Origin of the sequence: Pyrobaculum ferrireducens, assembly GCF_000234805.1 — an archaeon.
In the GTDB taxonomy this organism is placed as follows: domain Archaea; phylum Thermoproteota; class Thermoprotei; order Thermoproteales; family Thermoproteaceae; genus Pyrobaculum; species Pyrobaculum ferrireducens.
This window is the reverse complement of sequence record NC_016645.1, coordinates 292477-306263: the sequence shown is the minus strand read 5'-3', so window position 1 is coordinate 306263 and position 13787 is coordinate 292477. Positions and strand designations below refer to the sequence as shown.

The window sequence follows — 13787 nt, the reverse complement described above, 5'->3', positions numbered from 1 at the left end:
TCAACCTAATCAAAAATTACGTTCGCTGAATGAGACGCTATCTCCCTTCGATTGTTGAAATGGCGCCAGCCGCGATTATCAAGGCGCCTCCTAGCAACGCGCCCGGGGGCGGCGTCTGGCCGAGGAATATGTATCCGAATACTGTGGCGAATACTGGGTCTAGGTAGCTCAGCACTGCGGCTAGGTGTATGTCTAGTTTTTTCAAGGCGTCGTACCAGAGGGCCAGCGCCAGCAAGGTATTTACAATCGATGCGAATATGGCCGCGGCCAGCGCCGTGGGGGTTATGTCTATGTGTGTAATTACGAGGAACGGCGACGTGATGACGGAGGCGTATACCGCTTGGTTGAATACCAGATCTAGGGGCCTAGTCTTGGCGGAGGCGTATTTATTTGTGACGATCAGCCCGCCGTAGGCGGCGCCGCTCGCCAAGGCGACGGCCGCCCCCGCGCCGGCGTTGCTGAAGCTGGGGGCGACTGTTAGCGCGACGCCTGTAAAAGCCAGCGCGGCGGCCAGCGCCTTAGCCTGCGTCAGCCTCATGCCTAGGAGGTGTGCGATCAACATCGCGAAGATGGGCCCTGTGTAGTAGAGCAGAACCGCCTCCGACACTGTTACCAGCCTCACCGCGTAGAACAGCAGGACCCAGTTGAGGGCTAGGAAGACGCCGGACAACGCCACGTGGAGATCTAAAACGAGCCGCGCCTTTAGCAGGAGCCAGAGAACACACGCGGCTATAGATACTCTAAAGAAGACGAAGACAGGCGCGGGCAGTCCCGAGTATATAGCCACTACGGGGACGCTCCCCCACAGGGCGGTTACCACAACCATCTCAAGAACCCCCAGCTTCATACCTTCTTGAAGACAAGGACGTGGGTTCCGCTCCCCCACTTCCCAGGCCCCGTGGAGTAGACCTTATAGTGGCTCAACAACCTCAGCCCGTGCTCTGCCGCCTCATCTATAAACCTCGCTACTGAGGTCTTCCTCTCCTCTATGTTGGCGACGCCTAATAATAACGCCGAGAGTTCTAGGTAGAAGAAGTTAAGAAACGCCTCTTCTACGCCGATGCTCAGATCTCCGATTTTTTCATATACTTCTATATACGCCTTAGCTGTAAATGCAAGCGCTGGCCTTAGCCGACCCCTTGACGCGTAGAAGTAGGCGAATTCGAGAGCTTCGCGGCAACACTTAATAGGTATGTCTAGGAGGTAGGTGAGGTGGTGCTGTATGAGGCTCAGCGCTCTGCTCTTCTCGTCGTGGTGCTCTCCGATAAATTCGTCGGATACTATTAGAATGCCCCCCTCTCTTAGGCGGCTACTTACCTCTCCAAGGAAATTTGGTATGTGGTGAGAGGCGCCGAATGAAATAACGGCGCCGGCCCCGCTGGGTATCTCGTCCACTGTTTTATAGCCGGAGAGAGCCCTAAACACGGCGGTGGGCTCTACGCATAAGATTTCAATTCCGAGTATTTCCCTGAGCGCCGCCTCGCGTATCCCGGGGCCGCACCCCACGCTGACTGCCCTATCTACGCCGCGGCGGTACAGCTCGTAGGCCACGTACACCACCTGCTCGGCGTAGCCCGGGTGCAGAGGCTCATATACGAAATACCGAACTGCATCGATATTAGACTCAAACGTCGAGCTCCCCCTCTCGATCCCGGCCCCTTTGACTTTTTTAAAGTTGTCAGCCACCACCTGGGGCACCGCAAGCCTCCCCGACAGCGTCTCTAACTCTGCGGTTAATATATCGCCGGCTAGACTTTCGCGCTCCGGCCGCTGCCGGGTGTTGACTGCACTCACCAAGTCAGAGAGTAGCTCGTTGCTGACCACGTCATCTATGAGATCTCTATAACGCGGGAAGTGTGGAGCGGCACGCCTCGCGGGCGGTGGAGATTCCTCAAACCTCTCGCCGTATCTCATTACGACAAGGGCGACCGTTTCGCCGGCCACCCCCAGGTATATATGTTCTAGACCTCCATTAAAAACTGCCCTCTTCCCCCGCCGTACGAACTGGGGATTCTCTACACATCCCGTAACCATCGCCCCCTCCACCACATACACCTCCTCAAGGGGATTGCCCCCGTGGGGCGCAGCCCTCCTGTAGCCGCCGCGGCCTAGCTTCATTAGATACACCTCCCGGCCGTGTCTACGTTCTATAAGACGAACCTCGATGCCGCCGTCTTTGACTACAATATCGTAGGGCGCCAGTTCGCCAAAGGTGACCCCCAACGCGTTGGCGATGCTCCACAAAGTGGTTATGGTTGGCATAATCTTGCCGTTTTCAATATCCCACAGAGTAGATTTCGACACGCCGGCCAGCTTCGCCAATTGAGTAATGCTCAGCCCCCTCCTCTCTCTCAATTCAGAAATCCTTCTCCCCAGCGAATTATCCACGCCAGTTCGAAATTACGAACTTAAAAACATTCTAATCTCGGATACAGCCTTGATGCATTTGAGTTTTGACAACTTAGTACAAGACGTAGCTACACCCCGTCTAATAGTGAAGTGGCCTAATAAGGTGCTAGCTGAGATACAGAAGAAAGACTAAAGTGTGGAGGGGAGGAAAAAACCGGGCTTTTAGGATATTTGGAGCGTGGCTGTGCCGTTGTATGTAGCGTAGCCGGGCTGGCCTAGTGTCTTGACCACGGCGCGGTACTGCCCGTTGTAGTAGTGGAGGGATATCAAGGCGTTGCCGGTGTAGATGGTTAGGCGGGCTCCGCGGGGGCCGACGGCGCCGTACACGCTCTTGGCCGTGTATGTGTTGCCGCCTAGCTGGACGGTGCCTGTGCCGTATACAACCCTGCCGTAGGGCGACGTGGCGTTGGCGTTTACCACGTCTACGTCTAGGCTGACGTTTATGCCGTCTCCGCTCATGGTAAGCTTTCTACTGGCCGCGTATAGGGTGGCGTTGGCCCCCCACCCTCCGCAACGGCCGGCGGCGGTCCAGCCGCTCTTGGCTCCGTGCCACCAGTGCTTGACCGTGGATTTTTCCGCGGCCACCTGTGCCGTGTTGGCCGTGTTTTGGGCGTAGGCCAGCGCGGCCGCGGCGATTACGAGCGCCGCGGCCACCGCCAGCGCCGCTGTTCGCGCCTTCATGGGTGTGGGTTGTGCCGCGGTTTATAAAGTGGACTCACTTTTGGTGAGTTTTTTAAGGCCGGGGGCTGGGCGTTGTGTGGAGGTTTACGTGGGGACCTCCGGCTGGCTGTATTCGTGGAATTTGGGGAGGTCGCTGAGGTGGTATGTGGAGAACTCGGGCCTCAACGCGGTGGAGCTCAACGCCAGTTTCTACAGAATGCCGACGGCGAGGCAGGTGAGGGGCTGGGCTGAGGTGGGGCGCGGGTTGAGGTGGTCTGTGAAGGTGTTCCGGGGCGTCACCCACTTCGGCAAGCTCTCAGAGAGGTCGATGGAGCTTCTAAGGCGGTTTCTTGCGCTGTCCGAGCCCATGGAGGGGCTGGTGGATTTCTACCTATTCCAGATGCCGCCCGCGTTCCGGAGAAGCGGCGTCAACATGTCCAGGGTGGAGAGGGTGGCCTCCCTCCTGGGCGGGAGGGCCGCCTTCGAGTTTAGACACCCCTCTTGGTTTGTTGAGGACGTGGTGGAGTGGGCTGAGCGAATCGGCGTCACCTTAGTGTCTGTGGATTCGCCCGACGCGTCGTGGGTCGTGTCCACAGGCGGCGTCGTGTATTTGAGGATGCACGGGAGGACTTTCTGGTACTCCCACTACTACGAGGCTGAGGAGCTTAGGGAGGTCGCGGAGAGGGTAGCCGCCCTCCGCCCCCGCAGGGTGTACATCTTTTTCAACAACAACCACGCCATGCTTGAAAACGCGAGGTCTATGCTAGCTCTTCTGCGGGGCGAGTACGCCCGCTATTAGCTCCGCGCCGAAGTACATAAGGAGCGCCGCCAGCGCCGCGAGGAACACGGCGTACAGCCTGGCAGAGAGCAGGCGGGCCGCGGCGCGGCCTAGGGAGGCCATTAGGGTCAGCCAGAAGTAGTCCATCCAGACGTGCGCGGCGTATACAACCGCAAAGACGTGGAGGGGCTGCGCCGAGAGGGCGGTGACTACGGGCAGAGCCACGGTGACCCACCAGATTAGGAAATAGGGGTTTAGGGCGGTCAGCGCGAGGCCAGCGACGAGGGGGTTCGCAAACCGGGAGGCCGGCAACGACGGCGGGACCCCCCTCGCTATGGCCCAGGCGTCTCTCAGCAGGAGGTATGAGAAGTAGGCTATGAAGAAGACGGCGGCCAGCGCCATGGGGATTTTGTAGCCCCCCACGTCTATCTGCTTTAGGATGTAGGCCAACGCGGCTACGTAGGGCAGTTCAAAAGCCATGTGGCCCAGGGCAATCAACAGCCCCGCCCTCCACCCCCTCGCAGAGCCCAGGGCCACAGCAGAGGCGGTTAGGGGGCCGGGGGAAAAGGCCCCCGAGGGGGTGATGGCCATAACCGAGATGACCAGGGGAAGCGCGTCCATGACCACTAGATATATTGCTATTATATCTTTCGCTACGGTTTCAATAGAGCAGTCGTTGTATATGTTTTAATAGAGCAATCGGAGCATATATATGCGGGTTGCGGTATTAGTAGATAACTACTTAACAAACCTCACCACCCTCAGGCTTAGGCTGTTGGCCGAGTGGGGCTTCGCGGCGTATCTCTACGACTACAGAATTCTATACGACACCGGCCTCTCCGGCAAGGCCCTTCTCAACAATATGCAGGCCCTCGGGATCGGGCCAGACGAGCCGGAGGTGCTGGTGTTTAGCCACCGCCATATTGACCACACGGGCGGGCTAAAAGCCCTGCTCAATGCCAGGAGCAAGCCCCTCACCATCATAGCACATGAAAATCTCTTCGCGAAGGCCTACGCCAAGGACGACATGGGGGAGGTGGAGATAGGCGTCGACTTTACAAAAGACTTTCTAGAGTCGAGGAGGGCAAAGCTCATCCTGGTAAAGGGGCCGTATAAAGTGGCGGAGGGGGTATGGGCCTCGGGCGAGATTCCGAGGCGCTGGGGGCCGAGCCACACCGGCGCCGTGGCGGACCCCGTCCCGGACGACATGGCTCTCTACGTTAAGCACCCCCGCGGGCTGGTTGCGTTGACCGGCTGCGGCCACGCGGGGGTTGAGAACATAGTGGAGCACGGCCTGGAGGTGACCGGGGCGGAGAGGCTCTATGCCATAATCGGCGGCCTCCACCTCATAGGCCTTCCAGAAGCCAGAATTCGCGAAGTCGCGGAGTACCTAAAGAAGAGGAGCCCAGGCCTAGTGGTGGGCACGCACTGCACCGGCATTTCCGGCATCGCCGCGCTCCAAGCGGCGCTGCCCGGCGCCGCGAGGCAGGGCGGGGCCGGCCTGGTGCTGGATCTATAGCTTTTAAAAAAGGCCTTTTTTAAACCGACATGTTTAGGCTTGGGATTGTGCAGAGGGCGCCGGGTCCTGTGGAGAAGGTTGTGGACATGGTGGCTGGGGCCAGGGCTGACCTAATCATACTGCCGGAGTATTCTCTCTTCGACCCCACGGGGATGGGGCCGGAGGAGGTGTGGAGCAACGCCTCGGCGCTGGATAAATTCGCCGAGGGGCTGGCTAAAATCGCCGCTGAGACCGGGGCCTATGTGGCTGGCGCGTTTCTCGAAAGGGGGCCGCGGCCGAGGGTGTACAACACCACCGTGCTCGTGGAGCCTGGCGGCGGGGTCGTCGGCCTCTATAGAAAAACCCACCTCTTCGACGCATACGGCTACAGGGAGTCCGACGTGGTGGAGCCGGGCGCCGAGCTTTCTCAGATATACGACGTGAGGGGGGTAAAGGTGGGCTTCGCCGTGTGCTTCGAGCTGAGGTTCCCCGAGGTGTTTAGAGAGCTGGCCCTGGGGGGCGCCCAGCTGGTGGCTGTCCCCGCCGCGTGGTACTCGGGGCCACTGAAGGAAGAGACCCTACACATCCTGGCACGGGCCCGGGCCATTGAGAACGGCGTATATGTGGCGGTGGCCGCATCGTACAGCCAGCGCTTCACCGGCCGCTCGCTGGTGGTCAACCCCTTCGGCGTGGTGGAGGCCGAGCTGGGGATAGGCGAGAGGTTTAGAGTAGTGGAGGTCGACCCCAGCCTGGTGGAGGAGGCGAGGAGGACGGTGCCAGTTTTAAATCTCAGGAAGCCCCACCTCTACAAGAGGACCTGCGGCTGTGATGAACATGGGAACGGCCGACAGGTGGCGAAGGCTTGATTAGCTGATCAGCTCCGCCGGAATTATCACCGCTCCTAGCAGCGAAGAGCTCATCACCGCCGTTTACAGCTTATATGGATATAAAACTGTCCCCGCCTCTCGAAACCCTGGCCGGGGGGCTTGGCATATGTAGTGCAGTCAGGGATCCCCGCCTCTAGAAACGCGGCGTGTCTATTCCTACAGCTCTCGCACTCCCCGCAGTGGGCCTCGCCAGATTTGTAGCACGACCAGGTCTCGTACACCAAGTCGCCGACCTCGTCGTAACACATCTTAAGCAGTTGCGACTTCCTGAGCCCCTCTCTGGATGGTGTCCAAATCTCTACCGTACGCTCGGCGCGGAAGTGGCAGATGCGCAGGGCGGCCTGCAGAGCCTCTACACATTCGGGCGAGCAGTCGGGGTACAGAGGCTCCCATGTATCCTCCCGAGGCCTCACGTCGTCGTAGTGGGAGCCCAGTATTACATAGGTCTTCACTCCCCTCCCCACGGTGTAGGCGTAGGCCGCGGCCACGGCGGCCATCACCACGTTCCTGATGGGCACCACGACCGTTGGGGTGTAGCTCGCCTCCACGTTCACCGCGGCGTCTGTAAGCTGAGTGCCGCGCCAAAGCTCCCTCAGCGATGAGAGGTCTACCACTCTGTGCTCCACCACGCGGCCCCAGCCCCTCCCCGCCGCCACCTCGTCGAGCCTCCGGAGGAGGACCTGCGCCCTCTCAACCTCGACAACGGCCTTCTGGCCGTAGAGGAAGGAGAGGGCGTGGACGTCGCAACCCCTCCTCAGCCACAGCGCCGTGTAGCAGGTGCTGTCAGGCCCGCCTGAGACCACCGCGACGGCTTTACAAGGCTTTTCAATAATCACGGCGTCGCGGGCGCCTCGGCGGCGGCCAGCTCGATAAGGATTGCCCTTTCAAAACAGAGATCGCGTATTGACAAGACGCCTACAAGATCGCCGTTTCTATCCACCACCACCACGTGCCTAATATTGTGCCGCCTCATCTTCTCCGCGGCGACGCGGACCGGGTCCGTGTCCAGCACCGTAATCGGCGGGTTAGCTATCGACGAGGCGGGGCCGTCGAGATCCAGCCTCTGCGCCACGGCCCTCAAGACATCTCGCTCGGAGACCACCGCCACAGGCTTTTTAGGATTATCCCTAGCAGTAAGCACGGCAAGCCCCACCCTGTTCTTCGCCAGCTCCACAGCGACCTCCCTAATCGTGGCCATCTCCGGAAGAGAGACAGCGGGCCTCTTTAGAAGATCTCTGACTGCCAACATATACACAACATGTCCCTTTGTTTATATACTTTAATACGTGTAAAGCACATCGACGGGAAACCCCAGATCTATATTCAGCCCGCTCCTCGCCACCAGCACAGAGGCCCCCACGACGCGTGCCCCCGCCTTGGCGGCGAGGCCCGCCAGGGCTCTCAGCGTCTTGCCAGTCCGCGCGATGTCGTCGACTATGAACACCGCATCGCCGCGCCTCAGCTGGGCGGCGGGCACGTAGAGAGTCACAGGCCTGCCCTCCCTGAGGTATGTATATTCGTAGTTCTCCACCCCCGGCTCCCTATACGTCTTAGCCACCACCAGCGGCGCCTCAAACCTCGACGCCGCCGCCACGGCGAGGGGTATGCCGTCTGCCGCCGCCGTGAGCACCACGTCCACCTCCACATCGGGGAACCTCCACGTGAGGTAGATCTCGTAGAGGCGCCAGAAGTCCGGCGTGTTTACAAACGACATGTCGACATACGTGTCGTACATCCGGAACCTCGCCCTAACAACCTCAGTTATTGGATACCTCTCCCTCAACCTCGCCAAAATCTCCCCCGCAGTCTCCACAGATGGAAGCATATCGCCAGTGACGTAGCGGGATAAGACGCTCTCGGGTATGTCCAGCACGGCGGACAGCTCCCTGTAGGTCACCCCCAGCAGGCCCTTGACGGACTTCAAGTAGCCAACGGCGTCCAGCTGTGTCCTCACCCCCTCAATCCGCTTCACATACACCAAACACTGGGAGAAATTAAACAAATTCCCTGCCTACCACATTCCTCGCGATGATTAGCTTAAGGATATTTTCAGCACCTTCCGCCCCCACGTAGTAGGACAGCACCCCGAGGAGGGACCTCGCCACGTTCGTCTCCTTGAAATAAGAGGCGCCGCCGAACCACTTCATAACCTCCAGCCCCACCTCCACCGCCAGGCTGACAGCCAGGAATTTAGCCGAGGCCCCCGCGGTGGCGACCTCCTGCATCGAGAAGGCGGGGTCCCCGCCGTAGTGCCTATCCGCCACCCACGCCGCTTTATAGACCGCGAGCCTAGCCGCCTCCAGCCTCGCGTACAGCTCGGCGAATTTAAACGACACCGCCTGGTAGGAGGCGATGGGCCTCCCGAAGACAACTCTCTGCTTAATCCACTCCAGCGCCCGGTCCATAAGCCACCTCGCCGCCCCGATGGAGGCGGCCCCTATGATGGTTCTCGCCAGGTTGAAGCCCTCCATCGCCACCTTAAACCCCCCATTCAGCTCACCCAGCATAAAAACCTCCTCCACCGGCAGCCCCTCCAACATGAGGTAGCCAGTGGGCAGGCCGTGCCTCCCCACCTCCTCCCAGTCCCTGTGGCTGAAGCCCGGGCTCACCCTCCCCCTCCTCTTCAACATGGCGAGGAACACCGTCACCCCCCTGTGCTTCTCCTCGGGTCTGCCTGTCCGCGTAATAGCCACCACGCCCCCGCCGTACGGCAGGTTTAGGATAGTGGACACCCCCGTAACCATGTTCTTCTCCCCGTAGAGCCTCCAGACGCCGCCATCCTCCCTCACAGCCTTCGTCTGCACAGAAGCCACGTCGCTACCCCCCTGCGGCTCTGTGGAGCCTATGCCGATAAACGCGCGGCCCCTGGCCACCTCCGGCAGAACCTCGCCCTTCACCTCCTCCCTACCATAGCGCTGAACCACGTAAGGCCACGCAGTCTCCAGCAACATGTAGACAGCGGTGGCGAGGGAGGGATCCGCGTAAGCCAGCTCCTCAGCCGCCAAGGCGGCTTGGAGAAACGTGCCGTCCTGACCCCCGTATTTAGAACTCAGAGGAATCCCCAACAGGCCCACCTCCCCAAGCCTCGCCGCCACCTCCTCAATAGGCCACTTCCTCTCGTCAATCTCAACCCACCGGGGGGCAATAACCCTCTCCGCAAAAGCCCTAACCGACTCTAGAAAAAGCTTGTCCTCCCTCGACAAGCCGAAGTCCATATATTCCACTACATACTCTATTTAAATGATGCTCTACCAGCTGTACCAAGACAGCTTCGCCATCTACTACAAAGGCCGGAAAATACCCACCATAGCACTATATACAACCCCCACACTCCACTACATACAACACGTCGCGCCGTACGTAGCCAAGAGGCTGGCGGAGGCGGGGATAACAGAGTTCAGACACGACAACCCCCACGCGGCGAGAATAATCGAAATCGCATGCAACTGGCAATGCAGACAATCCCCAGCAGGCGCCGACATAGACAAGGTGCTGGAGGAGGCGTACTACAACCACCTAGCCGACAGAATAATGGCACAGACCCCCTCGGCAGACGCGCTGGTAATACCCTGCGCAGACAAGCCCCTGGCGCGCGCCCTAGCCAAAAGAGCGAGAGAACACGCCCCAGACCTCACCCTAATAGCGTCGAGATACGGAGGAGACTGCCCCCAGGCAGACTACACCCACGACCCACAGCCCATAGACACCCCCATCCCCCTAGGCCCCACCTCCAGAGCCGCCCTACACACAGCCACCTGGGCCATAGACGAGGGAGTGGCAGAGGCCCCCCTAACGCCACTATTAGACGCGGATTGCGTCATTGCGCACCAGAGAGAAAGCCAGACCTCATGAACGTCGAAGCCGCGAAAGATAGCAACGGCGGCTTCTGTAGATCTTTCCTACTGTCGCCCGCTACCTAACGCACCAAATCAATGTATGAGCTACGGGTCTGCACACAGGATCTTTAAAAAGTAGACGGAGCTAGAAGTGTCGAGTCTGAGGAGGTTTATCAGGATAACTACGGCGGCGGCTTGTGCGTAGCTATGACGCCTTTTTCGGCGAGCGTCTTTATGTCGTCGTCGGTGTACCCCAACTCTCTTAGTACTTCTTCTGTGTGCTGGCCCAAGGCCGGCGGAGGTGTGTAGTTGCCTACCTCCATGGAGTGGGTATTTATCGGCGATCTCAACATCTTTACTACGCCGTGAGGACCCCGCCGCTCTATTACAACCCCCCTATAAAGCATATGGGGATCTGAAAAAACTTGTGCAAGGTTGTACACCGGAGCCGCTGGGACCCCGCTACTCCATAATAACTTAACCCAGTAACTAACCTCCCTATCTGCAAATAACTGCTCTAGTATTTTCACTAGCAACTCCCTATTTCTTACTCTGTCCGTATTTGTCTTGAAGCGCGGGTCCTCGGCGAGATCGGGCCTGCCTATTGCATCGCAAAACCGCCGCCATATATGGTCACTACCAACAGCGAGTATGAAGTATCCGTCTTTTGCCTTAAAGGCTTGATACGGCACTATGGTGGGGTGAGCACTTCCCATGCGCCTTGGCACCTCCCCACTGGCGAAGTAGTAGCCAGCTTGGTGTGTTAGTAACGAAACCGCTACCTCTATCAGCGGAATCTCAATGAAACCATGAAGGTTGCTGAGGACAGCCGCCGTCACCGCTAGGGCACAGTAGAAGCCCGCGGCTATGTCGGTAATAGGGACGGCAAATTTTACAGGTGGGCCATCTGGCTCACCTGTTAAGTCCATCAAGCCAGACATAGCCAAAGCCACTAGATCGTAGGCCGGTAGCTCCCTATAGGGCCCCTCCCCGAACCCCGAGATAGAGCAGTAGACAATATTGGGGTTGTGTCTCTTTAATGTGTTGTAATCAACACCTAACTTCTCAGCCACGCCAGGTCTGAAGTTTTCCACAACTACACGCGCCGTCTTTACCAAGCGGTACACCACCTCCCTACCCTCGCTCCTCTTCAAGTCTAGAACAACAGACTTCTTACCTCTGTTAACACTTGCGAAATACGCGCTGTACTTCTCCCCATAGGAGGGCGGCCCCCAGTCTCTGGCGTGATCCCCCTCCGGGGGCTCTATCTTAATCACGTCGGCGCCAAGATCTGCCAAAAGCATAGTGGCGAAGGGACCTGCCATCGCAGCTGTGAAATCCAAAACCCTAACACCTGAAAGCGGTCTGCTCATAGTAACCTAAACCTAGCCAATAGGTAAAACACTGCCAATGCTACTGCGCCCACGGCGTTCAGCACCCAGCTCGGCGCGATTAACAAAACGCCGGTGAAAAGCGCGAGCAATCTATACAAAGTCCCTATATCCCTGCCAGCCACCCACCCAACATTAGCAATTGTAAAAGCCCATATAGCACCTAGCGTTAACAACATCTTCATAGTGAACATAGTTATGGTAAACTGTACGCCGGTTGTGAGTAGAGTAGGCATTATTAAAATCGCCGTAGACTCGTAGCTTGTTAGGAACAGCGCCACCACTATGTACTTAGGAAGCGCCACCTTGGCGGCTTTTATACCAACATCAATTGGATTGGTCCCAAAGACCGAGGCCGCTGCGAAGTTTGAGAGTCCCACCGGGGGCGTAATGTCGGCTAACACAGCGTAGTAAAACAGGAACATGTGGGTAGCGAGTACAGCAGCCTGCTCCGGCATACCCGAGGCCGTGGCGAATCTTATAACCGCAGGCGCGGTCAGTAGCGAGGCAGTGATATAGGTAGCGGTCGGCGGTACCCCCATGCCTAGTATTAGAGAAAACACTGCTACAAATAACAGAGCGACGTAGAGAGACTTCGCGAGATTCATCAGAAAAACTGAGAAAGTAGTCCCTAATCCAGAGACGACTACCATAGACATTATGAAGTTGGCCACGACTATCGAGCTACCGACTGAGATAAGGAGTTTAAATCCATTAGCCAGCCCCTCTATAATCGCGCCTCCACTTGGCTTCGTCTTAGTAAAAAACGCTATAATAATTGATATAATTGTAGAAATAACCACCGCAGCTGTGATAGTATAGCCTAGAAACAATATGGCAAGAACTGAAATGATAGGCAGAACGCCGGCCCAGCCATCGTTTTTAAACCAGTCAAGCAACCTCTCTTTTTCAATATCCAGCTCTCTCAGACCAACCTTTGCGACGTAATACTCATTATAAAGCAGAATAGAAGTTATGTAGAGTATAATTACCGGTACTGACATTACCATAATCCAAGCGTATGGTATAGCTAGTATCTCAGCCATTACAAAGGCTACAGCTCCAAGAATCGGCGGCGTGATCAACGCCACAGTTCCAACATTAGCCACAAGCCCAGCGGCTGTGACGTCATCATAGCCGGCTTTTCTAAAGGCATCTTTCAAGGCATTGCCTACATACGCCGCATCAGCAGCACCTGACCCAGACACCATGCCCTGCACAACGCCCATAATAGCCGCGGCGCGGCCAACACTCTGAGGCCTTCTGCCCAATACCGCAAATACTCCCCTAGCCAGCTTATCGCCGAGCTTCAGAGAGGACAGCAACGCGCCGAATATGGCAAAATAAACTATGTAAGAAACCGACACGTCGGTGACGGTGCCAAAGAGTGCTGCCTCAGTCTCGATATAAGTTTTGCCAATCAGGAAGTCGACGCCGAAGCCGGGTATCTTCCAAGGCGGAGGAAATATGAAGCCAAACATGTTATAAAGCATGAAAATTAACGCGAGTATTGACAACACGCCACCCACAAATCTGTAAACCACGCCCATTAGCAACAGAGTGAGACCCCAGCCCATTGCTAGATCCCAAGGCTCCGGCGTGACCGCCCTATAAATCAACTGCTCGTAATTAACGACTAGATATACATACGGCAAGAACGCCATGGCCGCCCCCACCAAATCCAGTTCCTTCTTGTATCTAGCAGTCAGCGGCCCCACGGCTATGATATAGGCGAGGAACACGAATAAGATCTCAAGAGGCCCAATATGCGGTATTAGGTAAAGCGTCGGTATCAACGCAAGCACCGCTATTAAATACCCTGCGAATGGGGATGGCCGCGGCGGATATACATATGAGTGGAGATACCCAGCGGTGACTATAAACCACACGTGCGTAGCTCTAACGACCTGAGTGAGGTCAAAAATTGGTATCCTGGCTACATAGCTTAGGGGAGTGTATGGGTGGAAGAATAGGTAGAGGTGGTAAACAGAGGCAACTGCCAGATAGTACTGGAGAAGCTTTGACTTCTCCATATAACCGCTATTAGGCAGTCTTTTATACGTTTAAACTTAATCACTCCACTATCTATACGAATTGCAACGTCATATTCTAGCGAGCTACAGAAATATACTCTATTTAATCTTGTAGAAATCGCTACGCTACCCAGTTGGTACAGCCCAGATGTGTAGTAGTCATAAGTTTTTTCATCTGTCATCATCCAGGGCACGAAGCCGTCTGGCGATACGTCAAAATTGAGAATCACAGGTGACAATGTTACAGAATTTACAAAATAAATCTGTATTGTATATATTTTATAAGAAAAAATTA

General features: G+C 56.9%; 14 protein-coding genes. 4 read left to right on the top strand and 10 right to left on the bottom strand.

The genetic code is table 11. From position 1 onward, the window contains the following. Nucleotides 1–37 precede the first annotated feature (37 nt). The 3 genes from P186_RS01580 to P186_RS01570 all read right to left on the bottom strand — a co-directional run bounded on the left by P186_RS01580 (nucleotide 38) and on the right by P186_RS01570 (nucleotide 3090). Nucleotides 38–847, bottom strand: coding sequence for a DMT family transporter (locus P186_RS01580; protein ID WP_014287629.1), 810 nt, complete (start codon nucleotides 845–847; stop codon nucleotides 38–40). Then, nucleotides 844–2388, bottom strand: a complete 1545-nt coding sequence (locus P186_RS01575) for a helix-turn-helix domain-containing protein (protein WP_014287628.1) — start codon at nucleotides 2386–2388, stop codon at nucleotides 844–846. Before P186_RS01575 ends, P186_RS01580 begins: the two co-directional genes overlap by 4 nt. Nucleotides 2389–2571: 183 nt before the next feature. Beyond that, nucleotides 2572–3090: a hypothetical protein gene (locus P186_RS01570; RefSeq protein WP_014287627.1), complete on the bottom strand. Its 519-nt coding sequence runs from the start codon at nucleotides 3088–3090 to the stop codon at nucleotides 2572–2574. Between the two features lie 76 nt (nucleotides 3091–3166). Here P186_RS01570 and P186_RS01565 point away from each other — a divergent pair, with 76 nt between their 5' ends. Beyond that, complete coding sequence (locus tag P186_RS01565) at nucleotides 3167–3868, top strand: DUF72 domain-containing protein (RefSeq protein WP_148682600.1); 702 nt, start codon at nucleotides 3167–3169, stop codon at nucleotides 3866–3868. Here the strand turns inward: P186_RS01565 and P186_RS01560 are convergent. Next, entirely contained in the window at nucleotides 3833–4468 is a 636-nt protein-coding gene (locus P186_RS01560; protein ID WP_014287625.1) for a LysE family transporter, read from the bottom strand. The two genes, P186_RS01565 and P186_RS01560, sit on opposite strands and share 36 nt — an antisense overlap. 91 nt (nucleotides 4469–4559) lie before the next feature. Between P186_RS01560 and P186_RS01555 the strand changes: the two genes are divergently transcribed. Then, on the top strand, nucleotides 4560–5366 hold the full coding sequence (locus tag P186_RS01555) for an MBL fold metallo-hydrolase (protein ID WP_014287624.1): 807 nt from the start codon (nucleotides 4560–4562) through the stop codon (nucleotides 5364–5366). Nucleotides 5367–5395: 29 nt separating this feature from the next. Further along, on the top strand, nucleotides 5396–6211 hold the full coding sequence (locus tag P186_RS01550; protein ID WP_014287623.1) for a carbon-nitrogen hydrolase family protein: 816 nt from the start codon (nucleotides 5396–5398) through the stop codon (nucleotides 6209–6211). Between the two features lie 53 nt (nucleotides 6212–6264). Here the strand turns inward: P186_RS01550 and P186_RS01545 are convergent, their stop codons facing one another. From P186_RS01545 to P186_RS01530, 4 genes are read right to left on the bottom strand one after another with little or no spacing between them, the layout of a single operon-like run. Continuing rightward, nucleotides 6265–7068 (bottom strand): 7-cyano-7-deazaguanine synthase, encoded by an 804-nt coding sequence (locus tag P186_RS01545; RefSeq protein ID WP_014287622.1) that lies wholly within the window; start codon nucleotides 7066–7068, stop codon nucleotides 6265–6267. After that, complete coding sequence (locus P186_RS01540; protein ID WP_148682599.1) at nucleotides 7065–7481, bottom strand: CBS domain-containing protein; 417 nt, start codon at nucleotides 7479–7481, stop codon at nucleotides 7065–7067. The genes P186_RS01545 and P186_RS01540 overlap by 4 nt, the downstream gene beginning before the upstream one ends. 30 nt (nucleotides 7482–7511) lie before the next feature. Next, nucleotides 7512–8204: a phosphoribosyltransferase family protein gene (locus P186_RS01535; protein ID WP_148682598.1), complete on the bottom strand. Its 693-nt coding sequence runs from the start codon at nucleotides 8202–8204 to the stop codon at nucleotides 7512–7514. Nucleotides 8205–8226: 22 nt separating this feature from the next. Beyond that, nucleotides 8227–9447: an acyl-CoA dehydrogenase family protein gene (locus P186_RS01530; RefSeq protein ID WP_014287619.1), complete on the bottom strand. Its 1221-nt coding sequence runs from the start codon at nucleotides 9445–9447 to the stop codon at nucleotides 8227–8229. A 25-nt stretch (nucleotides 9448–9472) separates the two neighbouring features. Here P186_RS01530 and P186_RS01525 point away from each other — a divergent pair, with 25 nt between their 5' ends. Next, nucleotides 9473–10084, top strand: coding sequence for a hypothetical protein (locus P186_RS01525; protein ID WP_148682597.1), 612 nt, complete (start codon nucleotides 9473–9475; stop codon nucleotides 10082–10084). Nucleotides 10085–10250: 166 nt separating this feature from the next. Here P186_RS01525 and P186_RS01520 read toward each other — a convergent pair whose 3' ends face one another. After that, nucleotides 10251–11441 carry a CaiB/BaiF CoA transferase family protein gene (locus P186_RS01520; protein WP_014287617.1) on the bottom strand — a complete coding sequence of 397 codons (1191 nt, stop codon included), beginning with the start codon at nucleotides 11439–11441 and terminating at the stop codon, nucleotides 10251–10253. Then, entirely contained in the window at nucleotides 11438–13492 is a 2055-nt protein-coding gene (locus tag P186_RS01515; protein ID WP_014287616.1) for a TRAP transporter permease, read from the bottom strand. Before P186_RS01515 ends, P186_RS01520 begins: the two co-directional genes overlap by 4 nt. Nucleotides 13493–13787: the final 295 nt, after the last annotated feature.

What these genes read in the sequence shown, in the direction of transcription:
- P186_RS01580 (WP_014287629.1), bottom strand. Translation starts at nt 847, where the DNA reads ATGAAGCTGGGGGTTCTTGAGATGGTTGTGGTAACCGCCCTGTGGGGG.
- P186_RS01570 (WP_014287627.1), bottom strand. Translation starts at nt 3,090, where the DNA reads ATGAAGGCGCGAACAGCGGCGCTGGCGGTGGCCGCGGCGCTCGTAATC.
- P186_RS01560 (WP_014287625.1), bottom strand. Translation starts at nt 4,468, where the DNA reads ATGGACGCGCTTCCCCTGGTCATCTCGGTTATGGCCATCACCCCCTCG.
- P186_RS01555 (WP_014287624.1), top strand. Translation starts at nt 4,560, where the DNA reads ATGCGGGTTGCGGTATTAGTAGATAACTACTTAACAAACCTCACCACC.
- P186_RS01550 (WP_014287623.1), top strand. Translation starts at nt 5,396, where the DNA reads ATGTTTAGGCTTGGGATTGTGCAGAGGGCGCCGGGTCCTGTGGAGAAG.
- P186_RS01540 (WP_148682599.1), bottom strand. Translation starts at nt 7,481, where the DNA reads ATGTTGGCAGTCAGAGATCTTCTAAAGAGGCCCGCTGTCTCTCTTCCG.
- P186_RS01530 (WP_014287619.1), bottom strand. Translation starts at nt 9,447, where the DNA reads ATGGACTTCGGCTTGTCGAGGGAGGACAAGCTTTTTCTAGAGTCGGTT.
- P186_RS01525 (WP_148682597.1), top strand. Translation starts at nt 9,473, where the DNA reads ATGATGCTCTACCAGCTGTACCAAGACAGCTTCGCCATCTACTACAAA.
- P186_RS01520 (WP_014287617.1), bottom strand. Translation starts at nt 11,441, where the DNA reads ATGAGCAGACCGCTTTCAGGTGTTAGGGTTTTGGATTTCACAGCTGCG.
- P186_RS01515 (WP_014287616.1), bottom strand. Translation starts at nt 13,492, where the DNA reads ATGGAGAAGTCAAAGCTTCTCCAGTACTATCTGGCAGTTGCCTCTGTT.